We start from the raw sequence: 23,799 nt of genomic DNA on the forward strand, positions 1-23,799 counted from the left end.
ATGAGTTATGCCCTGTTAAGCCGCCGCTTCCACCAGTTGCATCATTTCGCCCACCTCAGCGCCATCTGCGGCTGGGATCAGGCCACCATGATGCCCGAGGGCGGCAACGACGCCCGGGGCGCGGCTCTGGCCGAGCTCTCCTTGCTGATGCATGAACGCCTCACCGCCCCCGAACTGGCCGACTGGTTTGCCGCCGCCGAGACGGAAAACCTGGACCCGGCGCAGCGGGCCAGCCTCAAGGAGATGCAGCGCCGCTACCGCCAGGCCAGCGTGCTGCCCGGCGATCTGGTGCAGGCCAAGTCCCTGGCCGGTTCCCGCTGCGAGCACGCCTGGCGGCGCCAACGTCAGGAGAATGACTGGAGCGGCTTTCTGGCCAACTTCCAGGAGGTGGTCGCCCTGAGCCGCGAGGAGGCCGCCATCCGTGCCGAGGCCACTGGCGGCCGCCCCTACGACAGCCTGCTGGACTTGTACGAGCCGGGCATGGACTGCGCACAGCTCGACGGCCTGTTCGCCGAGCTGCAGCAGTGGCTGCCGGATCTCATTCGCCAGGTGGGTGAACGCCAGGCGACCGAATCTGTGCTCCAGCCCCAGGGGCCCTTTGCCACCGCGGCTCAGCAGGATCTCGGCCGTCAGATCATGGGGCTGCTGGGCTTTGACTTTAGCCGTGGTCGTCAGGATGTCAGCGCCCACCCGTTTTGCGGCGGCGTGCCCAGCGACGTGCGCATCACCACCCGCTTCGATGAGGCGGACTTCACCCAGAGCCTGATGGGCATCATCCACGAGACCGGCCATGCCCGCTACGAACAGGGGCTGCCGGCCCAGTGGCAGGGGCTGCCGGTGGGCGAGGCCCGCTCCATGGGCATCCACGAGAGCCAGAGCCTGTTCTTCGAGATGCAGCTGGCTCGCGATCCCGCCTTCATCGCCCTGCTGCCGCCGTTGCTGGAGGCCAGCTTCGGCCCCCAGCCGGCCTTTGCCCCGGCCAACCTGGCCCGCCTCTACACCCGGGTGGCCCCGGGCTATATCCGGGTGGATGCCGACGAGGTGACCTATCCGGCCCACATCATGCTGCGCTACGAAATAGAGAAGCGGCTGATCGAGGGCGACATCCAGGCCCGCGACATCCCCGAGCTGTGGGATCTGCGCATGCAGCAGTATCTGGGGCTCTCCACCGCCGGCAACTACAGGGATGGCTGCCTGCAGGACATCCACTGGACCGACGGCAGCTTTGGCTACTTCCCCAGCTACACCCTGGGCGCCCTGTATGCCGCCCAACAGGCCGAGGCCCTGCAACAGCAGCTGGGCAGCTTTGCCAGCCTGCTGAGCCAGCCCGAGGGCCTGGGCAACCTCTTCGCCTGGCTGCGGCAGCACATCTGGCAACAGGCCAGCCTGCTGGAGACAGATGCCCTGATCCGGCAGGCCACCGGCGCCCCCTTGAGCGTGGCGCCGTTTCGCCGTCACCTGCAGACCCGTTATCTGGAGCGCCAGGCATGAAGACCAGACTCGCCCAGGCCCTGCTGCTGAGCCCCTGGCTCTGTGCCCCACTCCACGCGACCCCCTGGCTGCTGCCCGAGCAGGGCGATTATCAGCTGGAGAGCGGCTCGCCCCAGTATTGCCCCGAGGGGCACCTGGTCTACCTGAGCGAGGCCCGGGTGCTGATGCTGGATGCCCGCAGTCATTTCATCCTGCCGCCGCCGGGCCAGGCCAGTGCCCGCTGGCAGGAAAGCGGAGAGAGCGGTTGTCGGTACGACACCGAATTTATCTGGCTGGGGCCCCAGCGCTTCGAGGTGCATCACAGGGTCAGCGGCTGCCCTGACATCATGCCCGATGGCGAGATGATAGAGCGGCTGGATTACAGCCAGGCCGGTCGCCTGTCCTACGAGCAGCTGGGCGGCAATGAACAGGGGGCGCTGTCCTGCGAATACCGCTGGGTCCAGCCCTTCACCAGCCCGGCGCCCAGCCCGACCCACAAGGCCAACTGACTCAAGGCCAACTGACTCAAGGCCAGACGACTCAAGGCCAATCAACCCAAGGAGAGCATGATGCTGCGTTATGATGAGCTGGCCAGTCCCTGCGGCCTATTGCGGCTGGCACTGGATGAGGTGGGCTTGGCCCAGGTGAACTTTATCGAGTCTGACGCGGCGCTGCCGCCCGCCGGCTGGGTGCGGGCCCCGGCCGCCCTGGCCCCCGTCGTGGCGCAGTTGGCCGCCTACTTTGCCGGCGAGTTGCGGGCGTTTGATCTTCCGCTCTCCCTGCACGGCACCGACTTCCAGTGTCAGGCCTGGCGGGCGCTGGCCCAGATCCCCTACGGCCAGACCCGCAGCTACGGCCAGCAGGCCGCCGGGCTGGGCCGCCCCACGGCGGTTCGGGCGGTGGGCGCCGCCAACGGCCGCAATCCCTTGCCCATCGTCCTGCCCTGCCACCGGGTGATCGGCGCCAACGGCCAGCTCACCGGCTATGCCGGCGGCCTGGAACGCAAGCGCTGGCTGCTGGCCCATGAGGCCAGGGTGCTGCAGGCGCAGGGCTGACCGATGGCCGTCTAGCCCTTGCCGGATTTGAGCCGCCCCAGTACCTGCATCTCGCAGCGCACACAGTCAAAGCGCAGGCGAAACTGATCCTGGCCTATGGTCAGGGTCAGGGGGTCGGGCTTGAAGCCGGCCTCGCGCTCCTTGGGGCATTGGCCGAAGCTGTAGCGCAGGCAGTGGCGGGTGATCATGAGCGGCACCTCACGGGTCTCCTCCCCGGCCTCAAACGCCGGCGCCGTCTTGCCCGCCCCCAGCTGTTGATAGAAGGCTGCCGCCGCCGCGTTGTAGATGTTGGCGAGGTAACTCAGCCGCTGGCCCCCCAGCATGGGGAGCGGCAAGGTGACGGGCTTGGCTTCAGGGCGCTGATAGGCGGCCAGTCGCGCCGCCATCAGCGCCTCAATGCCGTCCCGGCGCAGGGCATTGAGTCGCCCGCTGGGCACGAAGGGCAAGGTGGGCAGATCCAGCGCCACCGCCTGGGCGTAGAAGTCGGTGTTGCCCAGCTTCTGCAGCTGTTCGGTGAGCTGAAAGCGCGCCTTGGCCGCATCCTTGGCCGCCGGATGGGGCCCGGGGAGCCGCACCTGGGCCCGACAGCCCGACTCATCCAGCAGATCCAGACAGAGATCGTCGCCGGCCTGCCCCAGGGTCAGGGTCACGCCTATCCGGCGCTGGGCCGAGGGCTTGGCCAGCAGGGCATTGAAGGCCTGATCCTGATTGCGATACAGGTCCGTCCCCACCTTGAGACCCGCCACCGATTCGGCGGGAAATAGCCGTTGCCCCTCGGCGCGGTTGACCCGCACCCCCATGAGTTCCTTGCCGCGAAAATAGGTCAGACCGTCGCCGTTGTGAAATTCAAGCCCGGCCGGCACCGCCACCTCGAACCACAAGGGCCCCTTGCCGGGCGGGCTCATCCGGCTCACCTTCCCTGCCGGCTCACCGGCGTACTTGGGGGTGGCAAAGTTGCTGATCTCGGGGCTGCGCCCCAGCAGGAAGTAGTCGGTGTGACCGCGGTGAAAACTCTTGGCCGGGTTGGGCATGAAACTGTAGCTGCAGCGCCCGGCGGAGGCCGGCGCCAGCTCGGGGCGTTGGGCGAGCAAGGCGTCGAGCTGCTGACGGTACCAGGCGGTGACATTCTTGACGTACTCGGGCCCCTTGAGGCGCCCCTCGATCTTCAAGGAGCGCACCCCGGCATCCACCAGCTCCAGCAGGTGCGCACTCTGATTGAGATCCTTTAGCGACAATAGGTGCTGGTCCGCCGCCAGCACACGGCCATCCTTACCGGTCAGAGTGCAGGGCAGGCGGCAGATCTGGGCGCACTCGCCGCGGTTGGCGCTGCGGCCTGTCATGGCGTGGCTGATGTAGCACTGGCCGCTGTAGCTGACACACAAGGCGCCGTGGATGAAGGCCTCCAGGGTCACCTGGCTGCCTTGGGCTATGGTCTGGATCTGGGCCAGCGACAGCTCCCGGGCCAGCACCACCTGGCTGAAACCCAGCTGTTCCAGCAGACTCACCTTGGCCAGATCCCGGTTGTCGGTCTGGGTGCTGGCATGCAGGGCGATGGGCGGCAGATCCAGCTGCAGCAGTCCCATGTCCTGCACTATCAGGGCATCGGCCCCGGCCTCATACAGCGCGTGGGCCAGCCGGCGCGCCGGCTCCAGCTCGGCATCGGTCAGCAGGGTGTTGAAGGCCACGTAGACATGGGCATGGAAGCGGTGGGCAAACTGACACAGCGCGGCTATGTCCCCCAGGCTGTTGCCGGCGGCGGCCCGGGCCCCAAAACCGGGACCGCCGATGTAAACGGCATCGGCACCGTGCAGTATGGCCTCCCGGCCCTGGGCCAGGTTCTTGGCCGGTGCCAGCAGTTCCAGGGGTTGATGGGCCCGTGTCATGGCGCTCTCCAGGGTCAAAAATCAGGCGGCGAGTATAGCAGGCCGCCTGACGCGAACCTTGATCCCACGCCGGATCAGCGGGTGGCCTGACCCTTGCGGCGCATGATCTGGATGATCTCCTCGTCGGTCTGGCGCATCCCCTCCCGGCTGAGCCGCCCCAGGTTGGCGATGGTCTGCTCGGCATCCGCCTCGACGATCCCCTCCCGCGCCGGCACCCCCAGGCCGTTGGCCGCCAGCAGGGCCGCCTTCACCGCCGCCGAGGCGGAGGTGGAGACCTTCATGGAGCAGGCACTGCCGGCGCCGTCGCAGATGATGCCGGCCACGTCGCCGATCATGTTGTTGATACACAGGCGGATACGCGCCAGATCGCCCCCCAGCAGCCAGGTGATGGCCGCCCCCGCCCCCATGGCGGCGGTGCTGGCGGCGCACAGGGCGGAGAGCTTGTTCTGGTAGGTCTTGATGTGAATGGCCAACAGGTGGCTCATGGCCAGGGCCCGCAACAGCTGTTCATCAGAGACCTGCAGGAAGCGGGCGGCGGCCACCACCGGCATGGTGGCGGCGATGCCCTGGTTGCCGGAGCCGGAGTTGGACATGGCCGGCAGCATGGCGCCGTCCATGCGGGCATCCGAGGCGGCGGAGGTGAGCCGCATGGCCAGGGTCATGAGATCGTCCGACAACAGGCGCCGCTCGATCTGCTCGGTGAGGATGCGGCCAATCTGCAGGCCATAGCCCCGTAGCCCCTCGTCGGCCAGCGCCTGGTTGAGCTGCGCCGCCTCGGCCAAGAAAGCGATCTGATCCAGCGGCACCTGCAGGGCGAAGTTCACTATGCCGGCCAGATCCAGGGCCGGCTTGTTGATCAGGCTGAGCCCCGGATCACTGCTTTGGCTGTGGATGAGCTCGCCGTTTTTCTCCAGCAGCACCACCCGGGTGTGATCGGTACAGATGACGGCCCTGACCTGTTCCTGCCCCGCCTCCGCCAACACCTCGGCATACAGGGCATCGGGCACGTCCTTGACGTCCAGGGTCACCGCCGGCAGCAGCGCCTTGGCCCGCTCGACCTGCGGCTGCGTCAGGCCTTTTAGCACCTCCAGCCCCGCCTCGGCATTACCAGCCAGGGCGCCGGCTGCAGCGGCGATGGGCAGGCCCGTCATGCCGGTGCCCGGCACCCCCACTCCCATGCCGTTCTTGTACAGGTTGCCGCTGACCCACACCTGCAGCCGGTCGGGATCCTGGCCCAGCAGGCGCCGGCAATGGGCGGCCGCCAGGGCCACGGCGATGGGTTCGGTGCAGCCCAGGGCCGGCACGACCTCGCGGCGCAGCAGTTGCACCAGCTCACCCCAGTGGGCGGTAACGGCGGGGGACTCACTCATGGACAGACTCCGGAACATCGGCCAGACGGGCCTTGTGGTTGCGAATATGCAGATAGACGGTATGGCGGCTGACCCCCAGCCGCTCGGCCACCAGGTTGATGGCCTCCTTGATGGTGAAGATGCCCTTGTCGTACAGGGCCGAGATGATCTGGCGATTGCGCCGGGCGGGACTGAGATCCGGCTCGGCGGCCACCTGGCTCATCACCTGGGCCACCAGCTCGTCGAGGGACGGCGCGAAGCTCTCCTGAAACAAAGGGGCGGCCCCGGACTCGGAGACCGGCAGGCTAAGGGCCCCCAGCAGGCTGCTCAGGGGGGCATCGAGATTGAGGTTGATGCACAGCATGCCCACGGGCCGGCGGGCGGCGTTGTGCAGCGTGATGGAGGCACACTTCATCAGCTTGCCGTCCGGGCTGCGGGCGAAATAGCTGCTCCAGCAGCTGCCGGCCTGCTGCTGCAAGCGGCTCAAGGCAAAGTCGGTGGCCGGCGCCCCCACCTGACGCCCTGTGATATGGCCGTTGGCGATGTGCACCACAGAGCGGGCTGGGCTGTCGAAGCCGTGCAGCACCACCTCGCAGCCCTCGCCGAACAGGGCCGCCAGGGCATCCACCACGGGACGAAAACTGTCGATCAGGTGCCAATCCGCCGCACCAAAGGCCTTCTCTACCGCCACTAGCTCACGCCTCACCAACTCACGGGGCGACCAGTGTAGCCATAACTCAACTTTTGTTAACTAAAAAAAGCCAATGGCGGCAAGATATCCCGTTCTTCGGTGTCAATTGGCCACCGATGATAAACAGTTGTTGATGGTACAGGGCGGCAATGGGAACCGCGAGCGGCGAGCAACGAGAGAAAAGAGGTGAGAGAAATAGGCGGACAGCAGAGGACGCCGCCCCCCTCCACCATTGGCCGGGCGAGGCGCCGGCAAACAGGCAAAGGGATCCGGTCAAGCCCTAGCTGGGCAACCAGCTCTGGCGGGTCAGGGTGTCGGCATCGTGAATGGCATCGAGCATGGCGCTGGGCGGCGCCTGCAGCGGCACATGCGCCAGCAGTTCGCCACGACGGGCCAGCCCATGTTTGTGGCGACTCAGGGGCGTCAGGTTGTCCCAGACCCCATGGCCCAGGGCAAACTGGCCGGGCACCAGGGCCTCCGGGCAGAGGGCGTCATACAGCCGCACCGCCGCGGCGCCGCCCTCGGCCAGTTGTTCGGCCATGGCCAGGGCGTGGGCCGCACTGCCGTCGTGGGCCGCCAATGGACGCTGCGCCGGCAGGCCAAAATGGTCGCGCCAATGGTCATCGGCCGCCTCCGGCAGGGGGGGATCCGCCACCCAGGCCTGATCCTGCACGTCCGATGAGAGCATGGCCAGCAAGAGGGCAAAATCCGCCTGACGCTGGCCTTGCAGCGCCTGGTTGAGGTCTTGCCCCAATTGCAACTCATCCACCAGACAATGGCGGCGTATGGTCTCGGTCAGCATGGAAAAATCGCCTATTAACTAAGCATCTGCTTGTTTATCGGCGTTTTTTGCTAAAAGTTGAGGAAAAGTTTTGCCGCCCAGGGGTTCACAACGGCCAAAGATCTGATAATATGCGCCCCGCACTTGTGGAGGGGTTCCCGAGTGGCCAAAGGGATCAGACTGTAAATCTGACGGCTCCGCCTTCGAAGGTTCGAATCCTTCCCCCTCCACCATCCAATTTATTCAAAGGTTACCCCGTGGAGGGGTTCCCGAGTGGCCAAAGGGATCAGACTGTAAATCTGACGGCTCCGCCTTCGAAGGTTCGAATCCTTCCCCCTCCACCATCTAATTTATCCAAAGGTTACCCCGTGGAGGGGTTCCCGAGTGGCCAAAGGGATCAGACTGTAAATCTGACGGCTCCGCCTTCGAAGGTTCGAATCCTTCCCCCTCCACCATCTTTCCTGCTGTGCATCCTTTTCCCCGTGGAGGGGTTCCCGAGTGGCCAAAGGGATCAGACTGTAAATCTGACGGCTCCGCCTTCGAAGGTTCGAATCCTTCCCCCTCCACCATCCTTCCTTCAGCACCCTTCGCCCCAAGATTGTCCTTGGTTTGCGCGCTCTTGCGCGACAATTTGGGTATAGTAAGTCCAAGTAGACAGCCATAGGCCCCCAATCACCCATGAACGAGACGACCCAGACAGCCCCAGATCGTCCCTTCAAGAACAAGCGGGTGCTGCTCATTGACGACCAGCGCAGCTTTCAGGTGATGATGAAAGCCATGCTGCAGAACGTCGGTCTCAACAAGGTCACCATACTGGCCACCGCCGAAGAGGCCCGCCGGCGCTGCAGCAAGGAAAGCTTCGACATCTACCTCATCGACTACAACCTGGGCAGTGGCGAGAACGGTCGCCAGCTGCTGGAACACCTGCGCGAGTCTAAGTTGCTGCCGCCCCTGGCGGTGGTGTTTATCGTCAGCGGTGACAACTCCCGCTCCATGGTGCTGAGCGCCCTGGAGAGCGAGCCAGACGACTACATGATGAAGCCCTTCTCCCAGGATCAGCTGCGGGTCCGTCTGCTGCGCGCCCTGCAACGCAAGCAGAGCCTGGCCGGGGTATTCAAGGCCTTGGCGCAACAGGAGCCCCAGGCGGTGATCCAGGCCTGCGGCGAGGCCCTGAAGGATGACAGCAACCGTTACGCCAATTACTGCCGCTGCCTGATGGCGGAGATGCTGCTGCGGGAGCACCAGCCCCAGGGCGCCCACGATCTGCTGATCGAGGCGCTGAACGATGCCGAGTCCAGCTGGATGCGCATGAGCCTGGGCAAGGCCTGTTATCTGCTGGGGCAACACGAGGCAGCGGTGGAACACCTGAAGAAGGCGGTGCAGCACAGACCTCTGATGGTGGAGGCCTACCGCTGGATGGCCTCGGCCCAGCTGGCCGCCAACCAGAATGACGCTGCGGTGGAGACCCTGGAGCGGGCCATCCAGATCTCGCCGCAATCCGGCATGCTGCATCAGCAGATGGCGGAGGTCAGCCTGGCGCGGGAGGATTACCTCAAGGCCCGCGACTCCCTCTCCACCTTGATGGAGCTCAACCGCTTCTCGGTGCAGCGCACCCCCCAGGCCCTGGGCAATTACATCCACTGCCTGATCCTCTACGCCCTGCACAGCGAGGACCCCTACCACATCGCCAACCTGCAGAAGCAGGTCAACTCCGCCCTCTATCGCTGCCGCGATGCCTTGATGACCACGGAGTTCGACTACGCGGCCTTCGAGCAGATCTGCCAGGCCAGGGTGCAGATGGCCCGGGGCGATCTGGTGCGGGGCAAGAAGATGCTCTACAAGGCGCACCAGAACTACATGGCGGAGCCGGCGCGCATGCCCGAGGCCCTGCTGAGCGAGACGGTGCTGGGCCTGCTGCAGCTGGGCGAATTTGAATATGCCGATCAGCTGCAGGCCTGCCTGAGCGAATCGGCCCTGGCCGACCCCATGGTCAGTCAGTGTTTAAACTCGGCCCGCCATGATAGCCTGCTGGCCGAGCGCAATCAGAAGTATCAAGAGCTTAACGAGCAGGGGATCCTGGCCTACAAGAATGGCCACCTGGACGAGGCCCTGCTGTTCTTCCGCGATGCCCTGCGCCGGGCGCCGGCCAACACCAGTGCCGCCCTCAACAAGATACAGGTGCTGATCCAGCTCCTGGGCCAATACAAGAAGGATCGGGGTGCCGAACTCTACGAGGAGTGCCGCGCCACCCTGGCGGCCCTGGATGCCGTGATCCTCAATCAGACCCAACGGGCCCGCCTGGACGAGCTGCACAACGAGTTTGCCCAGCTGCGTCGCCCCTGACGACTTTTACGCGAGACCGCCATGAAGATAGTGTCATTCAACATCAACGGCCTGCGGGCCCGCCTTCCTCAACTGGCCGCCCTGATCGACAAACACCAGCCGGACATCATAGGCCTGCAGGAAACCAAGGTGCACGATGAGGCCTTTCCCCTGGCCGACGTCGAGGCCCTGGGTTACCAGGTGTTCTTCCACGGCCAGAAGGCCCACTACGGCGTGGCCCTGCTGTGCAAGCAGGCGCCCACCGAGGTGATCCGGGGGTTTCCCTGGGATGAAGAGGACGCCCAGCGCCGCATGATCATGGGCCGCTTCGCCTTGGCCGATGGCCGCCGGCTGACCGTGCTGAACGGTTACTTTCCCCAGGGGGAAAGTCAGGACCACCCCACCAAGTACCCGGCCAAGCGGCGCTTCTACGCCGATCTGCTGCGCTACCTCGACGAGCAGCACAGCCCGGAGGATGAGGTGGTGGTGATGGGGGATCTGAACATCTCCCCCACGGATCTGGACATCGGCATAGGTGAAACCAATCGCAAGCGCTGGTTGCGGGACGGCAAGTGTTCCTTCCTGCCGGAGGAGCGGGAGTGGCTGGGCAAGCTGCAGGCTTGGGGGCTGGTGGACACCTATCGCCATCAACATCCCCAGGTGGACGATCAATACTCCTGGTTCGACTACCGCAGCCGGGGCTTTGACGAGAACCGCGGCCTGCGCATCGATCTTATCCTGGCCACGGCGCCCCTGCTGCCGCGGCTAGTGGAAAGCGGCATCGATTATCCCCTGCGCGCCGTCGAGAAACCCTCCGATCACGCCCCTATCTGGGCCACCTTTGACTAGATTGCCCTTGGCCGCCTTCGCGGGCGGCCCCAGGGTCAGGCTCAGCTCATCCCGGGCCGCCAGCACCCGCCGCCGATAATCCGCCAGCTGCGCCACCGGCACCCGGTCGGTAAAGTTCTCGTACTCATAACGCACCTGCAGCCGCCGGGCCGACGGCTGGCTCACCTGCACCGAGAAGTGAAACAGCGCGTTGCCCTGCTCGGCCTGGTAGGCGGCTATCTTCCAGTCCTGTGGAAACGTATATTCCAGCAGTTGGATCACCTTGCGGGGCGCCCCCAGATCCAGGGGTTGCTGCCGCTCGGGTGACACCCGCACCAGGTACTCATCCAGCAGGTCGCCATAGATGGCCAAGCCCTCCTGCTGGATCTGGGCAAAGCCCTGGGGCAACTCATAATGCTCCTGCACCCGCAGCCGGTTCTGCCCGGCATCGTCCTGCAGCTGGGGCAACCCCAGGCTCTTGAGGCCGGGGAACTGCCGCCGGTAATAATCGCCGAAGCGGCGCGCCAGCTTCTGGGGCGTGCTGCGCTGCCACTTGCCCCGCTGGCTTTCCGCTAGGGCGCCGCTGTAGTGGGTGTCGATGTCCAGCACCGTCTGGTCCGCGGTCAAGCGGCTTACCTGCTGCAGTTCTATCTGCGGCAGGCGGTACTCGCCGTCCATGCTGGTGAGGGTTTGGGTCTCGGGGGCGAGCACCAGGGCATAGCGGTAATAGGGCATGCCCAGGCTGACCAGGGCGCTGCCCTGGTTGAGATCCGTGCCGTCCAGCCAGTAGCGCTGCCCCGCCAGCTGCAATACCACTATGACATGATCGAAGGCATAGGGGCTGGGCAGCTGAGCCGGCAGGCCGGCGCCATCGTCCAGGCTGACCAGGGCCGCCTTGGCATCCAGCCCCTGGGCCCGCAACAGGGCCAGCAAGAGCACCGCCTTGTCCTTGCAGTCCCCATAGCGTCGATAGAGGGTATCCGCCGCCCGCCGCGGCCGGTGGGAACCGATACCGTCCTCCATCCCCAGGTAGCGGATCTCATGCTGGACAAAGTGCAGGGCCGCCATCACCTGCTCATCCTGACCCTGGCGCCCTTTGCTCAGCTGGGCACTCAGCGCCTGGATTTCTGGGCTTATCACGGCGGCCTGCTCATACAGGGGCAACGCCCAGGTCACCACCGACTGCCAGCTGGTGAATTCGCTCAGGGCCACCTCGGCATAGGGGCTATAGCCACCGGGCAGATCCTCTTCTTCTTCCACCGCCGGCACCGCCGTCTGTTGCCAGCGCCACTCCTGCCAATCCCCCTTGGCATGTACCTGCCATTGGGCACCGGCGGGGGTGAAGGCAGCGTCGAGCCGGCGGCCGTCCCCCAGCAGCAGACGCAGCTGTTGACGCGCCACGGGGGCACTCCACTGCAGATCGATCCGGTCGCTGAACAGGCCGTTCATCACCGGGTTGTAGCCGCTCAGGGAGAAGCTGTAATCCAGCACATCCCCCACCCGGATGTCCGGCAAGATCAGGTAGGCGGTCTTGCGACCCGAGTAGAGGTATTGCCCCAGATCCGGCTCCCGCTGGAACAGCCGCAACTCCTCGGGCTCCAGGCGATCCAGCCAGTGACCATCCCGCCAGACCCCCACCTTGTGGATGGTCAGGGTCTCGTAGCTGGGGTCGAAGTCAAACGCCAGCTGGGAGCCCTGCTCCAGTCCCTCGGTGCTGGTGATGGCGGTGGCGTAATGAAAGAACTGCTGGGTCTGGGCCCCCAGCCGCCACTGCCGGTCCACCAGCAGATACGCCTGGCCCTCCGGCGCCTGCAGCTGAGCCGGCGCCGCCGGGACGGCCACCGCCTCCACCCAGGCCGGCACCGGGGCAAACGCCACCCGTTCAGCCGCCTGAGCCACCGAGCCCAGGCCCACCAGCAAGAAGAGCAGGCAGAAGGCGCGCATGATGGTCAGGCCTGCACCCTGGGCCGCAGGTGCGCGTACCAGCGCCGCTCCAGCCGCCGGAACAGGCCGATGAGGCACAGGCTCAGGCACAGGTAGAGGGCACCGGCGGTGATGAAGGCTTCGAAGGGGCTGTAGTAGCGGGAGTTGATGATGCGGGCGGCGCCGGTGAGATCCACCACAGTGATGATGCCCGCCACCGCCGAGCCGTGCAGCATGAAGATCACCTCGTTGCTGTAGGCCGGCAGGGCGCGGCGCGCCGCGCTGGGCAGCAGTATGTTCTTGAAGGTCTGCCAGCGGGTCATGCCGAAGGCCAGGGCCGCCTCCTTCTCCCCGCGGGGAATGGTATTGAGCGCCCCCCGGATGATCTCCGCCGTGTAGGCTGCGGTATTGAGGGCGAAGGCCAGCAGGGCACAGAACCAGGCCTCTTCCAACCACTGCCACAGCCAGGTTTCGCGCAGCGCCTGCCACTGACCGGCGCCGTAGTAGATGATGAACAGCTGCACCAGCAAGGGGGTGCCGCGGAAGAAATAGATATAGGCCCAGGCCGGCAGCCGCAGCAGGGGATGGCTGCTGTTACGTGCCAAGGCCATGGGCAGGGCGATGCTCAGCCCCAGCACCAGGGAGGCGGCCACCAGCCAGGTGGTATTGATCAGGCCTTCGAGGTAGGTGGGCCACTCATCGGCCAGGATAGAAAAATCGAACATGCTTACCTCGAGACGATGGCGTAATGACGTTCCACCCACTTGAGCAACAGGGTGGAGAGGGCGGTGAACACCAAGAAGATCAGCGCCACGGCCATGTAGAAGGTAAAGGGCAGCTGGGTCGTGCCGGCCGCCAGCCCCGCCTTACGCACCATATCATCCAGACCTATGATGGACACCAGGGCCGTGGTCTTGAGCAGCACCAGCCAGTTATTGCCGAAGCCCGGCAGGGCATGGCGCACCATCTGGGGGAACAGCACCCGACGAAACACCTGCAGCGCCCGCATGCCATAGGCATAGGCGGCTTCCAATTGGCCCTTGTCTACCGCCAGTATGGCGCCACGGAAGGTTTCCGCCATGTAGGCGCCGAAGATGAAGCCTATGGTCAGCACCCCGGCGATGAAGGGGCTGACATCCACGTACTCCGGCAGATAGGCGACCCATTCGTGCTGAGGATCCCCACCCCCCAGCCAGCCATTCAACCAGTCATTGCCCCAGGAGCAAAGATTGTTCACCAGCACCTGGCCACCGAAGAACAGCAGCATCATGAGTACCAGATCCGGCACCCCCCGCACCAGCGTGGTGTACAGGGTGGCCACCTGGCGGGCCAGGCGAAAGGAGGAAAGCTTGGCCAGGGCCCCCAGCATGCCCAGCATCATGGCCAGCACTAACGACAGCAGCGCCACCTCCAGGGTCATCCATGCCCCTTCCAGCAGGGAGGTTTCGTAGCCTTTAAGATCCAACATGTCCTGATCCCAGTTAAAACGGGCCCATGCGGGCCCGTTGTCACCCAGCCACCTGGGTCTTATTCGCCGTAGGCGTCAAAGTCGAAGTACTTGTCGTTCACCGCCTTGTACTTGCCGTTGGCGCGGATATCCAGAATGGCCTTGTCGAACATGGCCTTCAGATCGGTATCCTGTTTGCGGATGGCGACACCGGCACCCTCACCAAACCAGCGGGCATCGGTCAGGCCCGGTCCCACCAGCTCGTAGTTGGCACCGTCTTCCTTCTTGATCAGTCCGTCCACCAGGGAGGCATAGTCCGCCAGCACATAGTCGATGCGGCCAGACTTCAGATCCAGGTAAGCCTCTTCGGCCGTACCATAGCGCTTGATGTCGGCGGAGGGGAAGTTATCCGTGATATAGGTGTCCATGGAGGTGGCACGCTGTACCCCGACTTTCTTGCCGGCCATGAAGGTATCGGTCAGCTCCAGGGGAGTACCCTTCTTGGTGGCGAAACGCGCCGGCACATGCTGATACTTGGCGGAGAAGTCGACGCGCTTCTTGCGCTCCGGGGTGATGTCCATGGTGGAGATGATGGCGTCATACTTCTTGGCCAGCAGACCCGGGATGATGCCGTCCCAATCCTGCTTCACGATGGTGCATTTGACCTGCATCTGCTCACACAGGGCGTTGGCGATATCCACGTCAAACCCTTTCACCTCACCACTGGGCTCGGTCCAGGAGAAGGGGGGGTAGGCGCCTTCGATCCCGATGCGCACACTCTTCCACTCCTTGGCCTGAACCTGCAGCGAGCCCATCAGGCAGGCTGCCATCACACCCACTAGCACCTTGTTCTTCATCCTTTCACTCCTTGATTATGCGCCCCTCAACGGGCATTCATGAGCCGACTAGTAAGCCGACGAAATAAACTGCCGAAACCGCTCGGAACGGGGATTGGCGAACAGCTCTTTCGGATCCCCCTCCTCTTCAACCAGGCCCTGATGCAAGAATAAGACCCGATTTGACACATCCCGGGCAAATGACATCTCGTGAGTCACCACCAGCATGGTGCGGCCCTCTTCGGCCAGGCTGCGCATCACCCCCAGCACCTCCCCCACCAGCTCGGGATCGAGGGCGGAAGTGGGCTCGTCAAACAGCATGACCTCGGGGTCCACCGCCAGGGCGCGGGCGATGGCGGCCCGCTGCTGCTGACCGCCGGACAGATGGCCCGGATAATAGTCGCGCCGCTCATACAGCCCCACCCGGTGCAGCAGGGTCTCGGCCCGCTCTATGGCCTCGGCACGGGGCACCTTGAGCACCTGGATCGGCACTTCGATGATGTTTTGCATCACGGTCATGTGGGACCAGAGGTTGAAGCTCTGGAACACCATGGCCAGCCGAGAGCGGATGCGCTCCACCTGACGCATGTCTTCGGGCAGGCGTTCCCCCAGGCGATTGGTTTTCATGCGGATCAGCTCACCATGCACCCGTACCTCACCGGACGAGGGGATTTCCAGCAGGTTGATGCAACGGAGGAAGGTGGACTTACCGGAGCCGGAGGAGCCGATGATGGAGATGACGTCGCCCTTGTTGGCGGTGAGGTTGATCCCTTTGAGGACCTGGTGGGAGCCGAAATACTTATGCAAGTCATTGACTTGCAGGGTGGCCACTTCGTTCATGCAAACAACCTTGTTCTTATTGGACTCATTGAGACCACCTCAGGCGGCTCATCCATAACACCTGTATGGAAAATACCAGTCTGATCACAAATTACAAGATGCATGGTGAACGAAACCTGGCCAGCGGCGAATTTTAATTCACGTTTAGAGCTTCATTCGCGATAAATAGCCATTCCCAACGCATAGTTCACGCACTGACAGCTAATTCTGCCAAGGGCAGCCGCTGCAGCTGGGCCAGCGCCTGAATATAGATGTGGCAGGCGGTCAGCAGACCCTCCACCGAGATGAACTCGTTGGGCATGTGTTCCACCCGGGGATGCCCGGGCAACAGGGCACCAAAGGCCACACAGTTGGGGATGGCGCGGGCATAGGTGACGGCCCCGGAGGATCTGGGCCTGGCCCGTTCGCCGGTGACGGCCTCGTAACCCCGGCTCAGCGCCTGGACGAAGGGGGCATGGGCCGGCACAAACATGGGCTCCAGGTGATCGAACTCCTCATAACGCCAGCCCAGGCGGTCCACCGCCGCCCGCATCATCCTGTGGTACTCCTGACGACTGAAACTCACGGGCACCCGCACATCGATGCCAAGCTGGCAGCCATGGCTGTCGAGCTTGAGTGTGGCCAGATTCACCGTCAACTCACCACTAAGATCATCCCGTACCGTACCCAGCAGGGCCCGCATGGAGGTATCCTCGCCGATCACCAAGGAGCAAAGCCCCAAGGCTGGGTGCCGATAACCTATCTGCTGCAAGGCCCGGCACAGCCGGACGATGGCGTTGACTCCAGCCTGATGGCACACGGAGGCATGGGCCCCCTGCCCCAGCACCAGGGTGCCCTTGTCCTGCTGCCGCCAGGGATAGCCCAGCAGATCCAATTGCCGTTGTAACTTGCGTTGCTGCGGCCCGCCGTACAGGGCGCGATCCGGTACCGCATTGAAGATGTCGCCACAGTCGAGCACCAGATCCTCGCTGGGCGGGCCATACAGGTAGGCCTGGATCAGCCGCTTCTCGGCATTCACCAGCGGGAAGGCTGAATCCGGGCAGAAGCTGGCGTCCGGCAATCGCTCCCACTGCTTGTAGCGCTGGATACAACGCCCCAGCAGTTCCTGATCGGTGCCAAACACGATGCGGATCTTGTGCCGCAGCCCAGGGCCATAACGTTGCAGCAGGTGCAGTGCATACAGGCAGGCCAGGGTTGGGCCCTTGTTGTCCTGGCTGCCACGACCATACAGGCGGCCATTGCGCAGCACGCCGGTGAAGGGATCGGAAAACCAGCCGCTGAGCTCGCCGGCCCCCACCACATCCAGATGACAGAAGATACCGATCAGCCCCTCCCCTTGCCCCACATCGGCGTAGCCGTAGTAACCGTCAGGATCCTTGTAGGTGGCAAAGCCGAAGCGGCGGCAGATGGCCAGGGTGGCATTGAGGCAATCGTCGATGGGCTGGCCGAAGGGCGCCCCCGAGTGATCGAACTGGAAGTGGCTGGCAAAGCCGATGAGCTGACACAGATCGGCCAGCATGGCCTCGGCCTGCGCTTGCACCAATTCGGGCCAGCAAACGGCCTCTGGCGCAGATAGCGTGCTCGATACCTCAGGATCCCACATGAAACACCCTTATTCGAATCGGTTTGTTTTCGATTTGACTAAGCCTAGGCGGCCACGCGAGGGTCCTCACCTGTGAACAATGACAGGCCGGCCAAACGCCGTCTTGTCATAAAAGAACAGGCCGCCCTGTGGCGGCCTGTCAGATGCGAAGCGGTGCGGCTTACGCCTTATGCAGCAGGATATTGAGCATGCGGCGCAGCGGCTCGGCAGCCCCCCACAACAGCTGATCGCCTACGGAAAAGGCTGACAGGAAGTCCGGCCCCATGTTCATCTTGCGCAGACGGCCCACGGGCACCTTGAGGGTGCCGGTCACCGCGGCCGGGGTCAGCTCCTTGACGGTCAGGGCCTTGTCGTTGTCGATGACCCGCACCCAGTCGTTGTGGCTGGCCAACATCTGGTGAATATCGGTGAGGGGCACATCTTTCTTCAGCTTGATGGTGAAAGACTGGCTGTGGCAGCGCAGGGCGCCGATGCGGACGCAGTTGCCATCCACCGGGATGGACTGGCTGCGGCCCAGGATCTTGTTGGTTTCCGCCATGCCCTTCCACTCTTCCTTGCTCTGACCGTTGGGGAGGGCCACGTCGATCCAGGGGATCAGGCTGCCTGCCAGAGGCGCGCCAAACTGGCTGGTGGGGAAGCTCTCCTCACGCATGGCGGCGGTCACCTTGCGCTCGATATCCAGGATGGCGGAAGCCGGATCCGCCAGCTCGGTGGCCACCACGTCCCGCAGAGCCCCCATCTGGGAGAGCAGCTCCCGCATGTGACGGGCACCGGCACCGGAGGCGGCCTGATAGGTGGACGAGGAAACCCACTCCACCAGATCGTTGGCGAACAGGCCGCCCAGGCCCATCAGCATCAGGCTGACGGTGCAGTTCCCGCCCACATAGGTCTTGATCCCCTGGTTTAGGGCATCGTCGATGACCTTGCCGTTCACCGGATCCAGGATGATGACGGCATCCTCGGCCATCCGCAGGGTGGACGCGGCATCGATCCAGTAACCCGGCCAGCCGGCCGCCATCAGCTTGGGATAGACTTCCTTGGTGTAGTCTCCGCCCTGGCAGGTGATGATGATGTCCATGGCCTTGAGCGCCTCCAGATCGAAGGCATTCTGCAGCTGACCGGCCGCCTTGCCGAAGTTCGGCGCCGCCTGCCCGGCCTGGGAGGTGGTGAAGAAGACGGGGTCGATACGCGCGAAGTCGTTTTCCTCTACCATGCGCTGCATCAGCACGGAACCCACCATGCCCCGCCAACCAATCAAACCTACTTTTTTCATCTTTTTGTCCTGCCATGGAAGCAATAAAAACCTAAGGAGATCACATTACGGATTGGCGGCCAGGGTGCAAGTCGATTTCCGCAATATTGTGTGCCGGAGGCTGCAACGCCCCACCGGCGAGGCCCTGGCACTGGCTGGCGTTTGCCCGTAAGATAGCGCCGCCTAGCCCTGTGCAACATGTCATTTACATCCAGCCCTTGGAATCATCCCATGCAGACATTTATTCCCGGCAAAGACGCCGCCCTGGAAGAGAGCATCAGCCGCTTCCACACCAAGCTCCGCCAACTGGGTTTTGACATAGAGGAAGCCTCCTGGCTCAACCCTGTGCCCCACGTCTGGTCGGTCCATATCCGGGATAAGGAATGCCCGCTGTGCTTCACCAACGGCAAGGGTGCCAGCAAGAAGGCCGCCTTGGCCTCGGCCCTGGGAGAGTATTTCGAACGCCTCTCCACCAACTACTTCTTCGCCGACTTCTATCTGGGGCAGGAAATCGCCGACGCCCCCTTCGTCCATTACCCGGACGAGCAGTGGTTCCCCGTCCCGGAGGATGGCGAGCTGCCTGACGGCCTGCTGGATGACTACACCCGCGACTTCTACGACCCTGAGGGTGAGCTCTCTGCCGACATGCTGGTGGATCTGCAATCGGGCAATGCCGAGCGCGGCATCTGCGCCCTGCCATTTGTCCGGCAGGACAACGGCCAGCAGGTGTTCATCCCCATGAATATCGTCGGCAACCTGTATGTCTCCAACGGCATGAGCGCCGGTAACACCCCCACCGAGGCCCGCACCCAGGGGCTCTCCGAGGTGTTTGAGCGCCACGTGAAGAACCGCATCATCGCCGAGGCGCTCTCCCTGCCGGAGATCCCGGCCGGGGTGGTGGCCCGCTACCCCGGCATTCAGGAGGCCATCGCCACCCTGGAGCACGAGGGTTTCCCCATCTATTGCTACGATGCCTCCCTGGGTGGCCGCTATCCGGTGATCTGCGTGGTCTTGCTCAACCCGGCCAACGGCACCTGTTTCGCCTCCTTCGGCGCCCATCCGCGCTTCGAGGTGGCCTTCGAGCGCACCGTCACCGAGCTGCTTCAGGGACGCGGCCTCAAGGATCTGGACGTGTTCGCCCCGCCGGCCTTCGACAATGACGAGGTGGCGGATCAGCACAACCTGGAGACCCACTTCATCGACTCCTCCGGGCTCATCAGCTGGGATCTGTTCAAGACCGAGCCGGACTTCGAATTTGCCGACTGGAACTTTGCCGGCAGCACAGAGCAGGAGTTCAACCACCTGCTGGGCATCTTCCATGAGCTGGAGCAGCCGGTGTACATCGCCGATTACCAGCATCTGGGGGTCTACGCCTGCCGCATCCTGGTCCCCGGCATGTCCGACATCTATCCCGCCGAAGATCTGGTGCTGGCCAACAACAATATGGGCGCCGGCTGGCGCGAGGCCGTGCTGGCGTTGCCCGCCAGTGAGGGCAGTCCGGCCGATTACGCCGAGTTCTTGCAAAGCCTGGAAGACGAAGGGTTTGATGATCAGACCCGGGTGCGGGAGCTGCTGGGCATCGCCGCCGACAAGGGGACCGGCTGGCATACCCTGCGGGTGGGAGAGCTCAAGTGCCTGCTGGCCCTGGCCGCCGGGCAGTTGGACGAAGCCACCCACTGGTGTCAGTGGACCCAGGACTTCAACGCCAGCGTGTTCAGCACAGAACGCAGTACCTTCTACCGCTGCCTGGGCCAGAGCCTAAGCCTGTTTGCAGACGAGTCCCGTGATCCCACAACCTATCGCCCGGCCTTTGAGCGCTTGTATGGCGCCAGCACGGTGGCGGCCGCCTGGGCTCACATCGAGGGCAGTCAGCGCTTCTACGGCCTGGTGGCGGACGATGGTAGCTTGAGCCAATTCAAGTCCCACCAGCAGCTGCTGGCCACCTATGCAAAGTTGCAACGGGCCAAGCAGGCCCACTGGGGCGTCTAAACCCGATACAGGACAGGGCGGCAGTAGCCGCCCTTTTTATTGCCGGCTTTTCATGCAGAGGGTGTACACTGAGGCGGCAGCAAAGCCCTGTCGTGGGGGGAACCAAATCCGTGGGACTCTGTCGAATATAAGGTTCGCCCCTTGGATGAAATTTGATGCATACTATTTACAGCTTTGTAAGCCAGTGACAGCTCAAAAGCGATCGATGTAGTAAAATTACATAATCAACCCGGCGAAATTGATCTAAGGCAATTTTGAACAATTTCTTTGTTGATATGATTACTACAGGATAATTACCACAGCGGAAGCCCCCACAGTGAAAGCAGAATCGCCCTTTGACTGTCTAAAGCCAGAAGCCATCGCCGCCCTGGCCGAAGACATCACCTACGGTAAGGCCACCAAGCCTGCCGCCAAAACCTTCCAACTGGCTATCTTCGCCGGTGCCTTTATCGCCATCGCCTTCATCTTCTACATCACGGTCGTCTCCCAAGGCGGTAGCAAGTTGGCCGGTGGCCTCTGCTTCTCCCTGGGCCTGATCCTGTGTGTGATCTTGGGCGGTGAGCTGTTCACCTCGAGTACCCTTACCCTGGTGGCCAAGGCCGCCAAGCGCATCACCTGGACCCAGATGCTGCGGAACTGGGCACTGGTATACTCCGGCAACCTGGTGGGTGGCCTCATCATGGTGACCCTCATAGTGCTGTCCAGCCAGTACACCGCCGGCGACGGCCAATGGGGCCTGGCTGCCCTGAACACGGCACAGCACAAGCTGCACCATACCTTTATCGAAGCGGTCGCCCTGGGCACCATGTGTAACATCATGGTCTGCCTGGCAGTTTGGATGGCCTTTGGTGGCCGTACCATGACCGACAAGGCCCTCATCATGGTGCTGCCGGTTGGTATGTTCGTCGCGTCAGGCTTCGAGCACAGCATCGCCAACATGTTTATGATCCCGGTAGGCATCGCCATTCATGCCCTGGCCGGCCCCGAGTTCTGGACTGCAATCGGTGCAGATCCGGCCAAGTACGCTGACTTGACCGTAAGCCACTTTATCTTCAAAAACCTGATACCGGTTACCATCGGCAACATCATCGGCGGTGGCGTCATGATCGGCCTGACTAACTGGTTTATTTTCCGTCGCCATCACTGATGGCGCGGGATGCTTAGACAATCAATACCGAAGAGGTAATGAAACATGGCAGAGCTTAACGAAAAGTGTCTGAACGCTTGGGAAGGCTTCCAATCCGGAGCCTGGCAGACTGAAGTCAACACCCGCGACTTCATTCAGAAAAACTACACCCCGTACGAAGGCGATGAATCCTTCCTGGCCGGTGCCACCGCCGCCACCACTAAGCTGTGGGACAAGGTGATGGAAGGCATCAAGGAAGAGAACCGCACTCACGCGCCCATCGACTTTGATACCGATCTTCCGTCCACCATCACTTCCCACGATGCCGGTTATATCGACCAAGGTCTGGAGAAGATCGTTGGTCTGCAGACTGACAAGCCTCTGAAGCGTGCCATTATCGCCTTCGGCGGTATCAACATGGTGAAGAACTCTTGCGAAGTGTACGGTCGTCATCTGGATCCTCAAGTTGAGAAGATCTTTACCGAATACCGCAAGACCCACAACCAGGGTGTATTCGACGTCTATACCAAGGACATCCGTAACTGCCGTAAGTCCGGTGTCATCACCGGTCTGCCGGATGCCTACGGTCGTGGCCGCATCATCGGTGACTACCGCCGTATCGCCCTGTACGGTGTGGACTTCCTGATGAAGGACAAGTTCGCCCAGTTCAACTCTCTGCAAGCCAAGATGGAAGCCGGTGAAGATCTGGAAGCCACCATCCGCCTGCGTGAAGAGATCAACGATCAGTACAAGGCTCTGGGTCAACTGAAGGAAATGGCTGCCAAGTACGGTTGCGACATCTCCGGCCCGGCCACTACCGCTCAGGAAGCCGTACAGGCCACCTACTTCGGTTACCTGGCTGCCGTTAAGTCTCAAAACGGCGCCGCTATGTCCTTCGGCCGTACCGCCACCTTCCTGGACATCTACTTCGAACGCGATCTGAAGAAGGGTCTGATCACCGAGCAAGACGCTCAGGAAATCATCGACCACCTGATCATGAAGCTGCGTATGGTGCGCTTCCTGCGTACCCCCGAATACGACACCCTGTTCTCCGGCGACCCGATTTGGGCCACCGAATCCCTGGGTGGTATGGGCGTTGACGGTCGCACCCTGGTTACCAAGAACAGCTTCCGTTACCTGAACACCCTGTACACCATGGGCCCGTCTCCCGAGCCGAACATGACCATCCTGTGGTCTGAACAGCTGCCCCTGGGCTTCAAGAAGTTCTGTGCCAAGGTATCCATCGATACCTCTTCAGTGCAGTACGAAAACGACGACCTGATGCGTAACGACTTCAACAACGATGACTATGCCATCGCCTGTTGTGTGTCCCCGATGATCGTCGGCAAGATGATGCAATTCTTCGGCGCCCGCGCCAACCTGGCCAAGACCATGCTGTACGCCATCAACGGCGGTGTGGACGAGAAGCTGAAGATGCAAGTCGGTCCCAAGACCGCCCCCATCCAGGGCGAGTATCTGGAATTCGACGAAGTCATGGATCGCCTGGATCACTTCATGGATTGGCTGGCTACCCAGTACGTCACCGCCCTGAACATCATCCACTACATGCACGACAAGTACAGCTACGAAGCCATCCAGATGGCGCTGCACGATCGTGACGTGATCCGCACCATGGCCTGTGGTATCGCCGGTCTGTCCGTGACCGCCGACTCCCTGTCCGCCATCAAGTACGCCAAGGTTAAGCCGGTGCGTGATGAAGACGGTCTGGCCATCGACTTCGAAATCGAAGGCGAATACCCGCAGTTCGGTAACAACGACGAGCGCGTCGATGCCATCGCCTGTGACCTGGTTGAACGCTTCATGAAGAAGATCCAGAGCCACAAGACCTACCGCAACGCCGTGCCGACCCAGTCCATCCTGACCATCACCTCCAACGTGGTGTACGGTAAGAAGACAGGTAACACTCCGGATGGTCGTCGCGCCGGTGCACCGTTCGGCCCGGGTGCCAACCCGATGCACGGTCGTGATCAGAAGGGCGCCGTCGCCTCTCTGACCTCCGTGGCCAAGCTGCCGTTTGCCTACGCGAAGGATGGTATCTCCTACACCTTCTCCATCGTGCCGAACGCCCTGGGCAAGCAAGAAGATGCCCAGAAGCTGAACCTGGTCGGTCTGATGGATGGTTACTTCCACCACGAAGCCAACATCGAAGGCGGTCAGCACCTGAACGTCAACGTGATGAACCGTGAGATGCTGCTGGATGCCATGGAAAACCCCGAAAAGTATCCCCAGCTGACCATCCGCGTTTCCGGCTACGCCGTTCGCTTCAACTCCTTGACCAAGGAGCAACAGCAGGACGTCATCACCCGGACCTTCACCCAATCCATGTAAGATTGGTTGCAGGCACATCAAACCCCCGGCTCGCCGGGGGTTTTTTTATGCCTGC

The 23,799-nt window shown here is 62.9% G+C and carries 19 protein-coding genes and 4 tRNA genes; 12 read left to right on the forward strand and 11 right to left on the reverse strand.

What is annotated here, in order from left to right:
* The 3 genes from ABHF91_RS12065 to ABHF91_RS12075 are packed head-to-tail and all read left to right on the forward strand — an operon-like array spanning nt 1 to nt 2,525.
* Complete coding sequence (locus ABHF91_RS12065) at nt 1-1,491, forward strand: carboxypeptidase M32 (protein WP_409420529.1); 1,491 nt, start codon at nt 1-3, stop codon at nt 1,489-1,491.
* Nucleotides 1,488-1,979: a hypothetical protein gene (locus ABHF91_RS12070; RefSeq protein WP_409420530.1), complete on the forward strand. Its 492-nt coding sequence runs from the start codon at nt 1,488-1,490 to the stop codon at nt 1,977-1,979. The genes ABHF91_RS12065 and ABHF91_RS12070 overlap by 4 nt, the downstream gene beginning before the upstream one ends.
* 60 nt (nt 1,980-2,039) lie before the next feature.
* Complete coding sequence (locus ABHF91_RS12075; RefSeq protein WP_409420531.1) at nt 2,040-2,525, forward strand: methylated-DNA--[protein]-cysteine S-methyltransferase; 486 nt, start codon at nt 2,040-2,042, stop codon at nt 2,523-2,525.
* An 11-nt stretch (nt 2,526-2,536) separates the two neighbouring features.
* On the opposite strand, the gene ABHF91_RS12080 is transcribed toward ABHF91_RS12075, so the two are convergent.
* From ABHF91_RS12080 to ABHF91_RS12095, 4 genes are all read right to left on the reverse strand, one after another.
* Nucleotides 2,537-4,408 carry a peptidase U32 family protein gene (locus tag ABHF91_RS12080; protein WP_409420532.1) on the reverse strand — a complete coding sequence of 624 codons (1,872 nt, stop codon included), beginning with the start codon at nt 4,406-4,408 and terminating at the stop codon, nt 2,537-2,539.
* Nucleotides 4,409-4,482: 74 nt separating this feature from the next.
* On the reverse strand, nt 4,483-5,778 hold the full coding sequence (locus tag ABHF91_RS12085) for a serine dehydratase subunit alpha family protein (protein ID WP_409420533.1): 1,296 nt from the start codon (nt 5,776-5,778) through the stop codon (nt 4,483-4,485).
* Nucleotides 5,771-6,448, reverse strand: a complete 678-nt coding sequence (locus tag ABHF91_RS12090; RefSeq protein ID WP_409420534.1) for a transcriptional regulator — start codon at nt 6,446-6,448, stop codon at nt 5,771-5,773. Before ABHF91_RS12090 ends, ABHF91_RS12085 begins: the two co-directional genes overlap by 8 nt.
* Nucleotides 6,449-6,728: 280 nt before the next feature.
* A complete protein-coding gene (locus ABHF91_RS12095; protein WP_409420535.1) occupies nt 6,729-7,250 on the reverse strand; it encodes a VC2046/SO_2500 family protein in 522 nt (173 codons plus the stop codon).
* 127 nt (nt 7,251-7,377) lie between these two features.
* Between ABHF91_RS12095 and ABHF91_RS12100 the strand changes: the two genes are divergently transcribed.
* From ABHF91_RS12100 to xthA, 6 genes are all read left to right on the forward strand, one after another.
* Nucleotides 7,378-7,462, forward strand: a tRNA-Tyr gene (locus ABHF91_RS12100).
* A gap of 26 nt (nt 7,463-7,488) precedes the next feature.
* Nucleotides 7,489-7,573 (forward strand) — tRNA-Tyr (locus ABHF91_RS12105).
* 26 nt (nt 7,574-7,599) lie between these two features.
* Nucleotides 7,600-7,684, forward strand: a tRNA-Tyr gene (locus ABHF91_RS12110).
* Between the two features lie 29 nt (nt 7,685-7,713).
* Nucleotides 7,714-7,798: transfer RNA gene (locus ABHF91_RS12115), tRNA-Tyr, on the forward strand.
* 109 nt (nt 7,799-7,907) lie between these two features.
* Nucleotides 7,908-9,572, forward strand: coding sequence for a response regulator (locus ABHF91_RS12120; protein WP_409420536.1), 1,665 nt, complete (start codon nt 7,908-7,910; stop codon nt 9,570-9,572).
* A 21-nt stretch (nt 9,573-9,593) separates the two neighbouring features.
* The gene (gene xthA, locus ABHF91_RS12125) at nt 9,594-10,400 is read left to right on the forward strand and encodes an exodeoxyribonuclease III (RefSeq protein ID WP_409420537.1); all 807 of its coding nucleotides are present in this window, start codon (nt 9,594-9,596) and stop codon (nt 10,398-10,400) included.
* Here xthA and ABHF91_RS12130 read toward each other — a convergent pair.
* From ABHF91_RS12130 to asd, 7 genes are all read right to left on the reverse strand, one after another.
* Nucleotides 10,317-12,323 (reverse strand): DUF3857 domain-containing protein, encoded by a 2,007-nt coding sequence (locus ABHF91_RS12130; protein WP_409420538.1) that lies wholly within the window; start codon nt 12,321-12,323, stop codon nt 10,317-10,319. The two genes, xthA and ABHF91_RS12130, sit on opposite strands and share 84 nt — an antisense overlap.
* Nucleotides 12,324-12,328: 5 nt before the next feature.
* Nucleotides 12,329-13,027, reverse strand: coding sequence for an ABC transporter permease (locus tag ABHF91_RS12135; protein ID WP_409420539.1), 699 nt, complete (start codon nt 13,025-13,027; stop codon nt 12,329-12,331).
* A 2-nt stretch (nt 13,028-13,029) separates the two neighbouring features.
* Nucleotides 13,030-13,770, reverse strand: coding sequence for an ABC transporter permease (locus ABHF91_RS12140; RefSeq protein WP_409420540.1), 741 nt, complete (start codon nt 13,768-13,770; stop codon nt 13,030-13,032).
* A gap of 59 nt (nt 13,771-13,829) precedes the next feature.
* The gene (locus tag ABHF91_RS12145) at nt 13,830-14,606 is read right to left on the reverse strand and encodes an ABC transporter substrate-binding protein (RefSeq protein ID WP_409420541.1); all 777 of its coding nucleotides are present in this window, start codon (nt 14,604-14,606) and stop codon (nt 13,830-13,832) included.
* A 48-nt stretch (nt 14,607-14,654) separates the two neighbouring features.
* The gene (locus ABHF91_RS12150) at nt 14,655-15,425 is read right to left on the reverse strand and encodes an ABC transporter ATP-binding protein (RefSeq protein WP_409420542.1); all 771 of its coding nucleotides are present in this window, start codon (nt 15,423-15,425) and stop codon (nt 14,655-14,657) included.
* A gap of 187 nt (nt 15,426-15,612) precedes the next feature.
* Entirely contained in the window at nt 15,613-17,028 is a 1,416-nt protein-coding gene (locus ABHF91_RS12155; protein ID WP_409420543.1) for a Sapep family Mn(2+)-dependent dipeptidase, read from the reverse strand.
* Between the two features lie 160 nt (nt 17,029-17,188).
* Nucleotides 17,189-18,301, reverse strand: a complete 1,113-nt coding sequence (gene asd / locus ABHF91_RS12160) for an aspartate-semialdehyde dehydrogenase (protein WP_409420544.1) — start codon at nt 18,299-18,301, stop codon at nt 17,189-17,191.
* 210 nt (nt 18,302-18,511) lie between these two features.
* On the opposite strand from asd, the gene ycaO reads away from it, so the two are divergent.
* The 3 genes from ycaO to pflB all read left to right on the forward strand — a co-directional run bounded on the left by ycaO (nt 18,512) and on the right by pflB (nt 23,744).
* Nucleotides 18,512-20,269: a 30S ribosomal protein S12 methylthiotransferase accessory factor YcaO gene (ycaO, locus tag ABHF91_RS12165; RefSeq protein WP_409420545.1), complete on the forward strand. Its 1,758-nt coding sequence runs from the start codon at nt 18,512-18,514 to the stop codon at nt 20,267-20,269.
* 316 nt (nt 20,270-20,585) lie between these two features.
* On the forward strand, nt 20,586-21,416 hold the full coding sequence (gene focA, locus ABHF91_RS12170) for a formate transporter FocA (protein WP_409420546.1): 831 nt from the start codon (nt 20,586-20,588) through the stop codon (nt 21,414-21,416).
* Nucleotides 21,417-21,461: 45 nt separating this feature from the next.
* A complete protein-coding gene (gene pflB, locus ABHF91_RS12175; RefSeq protein ID WP_409420547.1) occupies nt 21,462-23,744 on the forward strand; it encodes a formate C-acetyltransferase in 2,283 nt (760 codons plus the stop codon).
* The last annotated feature ends 55 nt before the right edge of the window (nt 23,745-23,799 follow it).

The organism is Pseudaeromonas aegiceratis, assembly GCF_046254905.1.
Classification (GTDB): domain Bacteria; phylum Pseudomonadota; class Gammaproteobacteria; order Enterobacterales; family Aeromonadaceae; genus Pseudaeromonas; species Pseudaeromonas aegiceratis.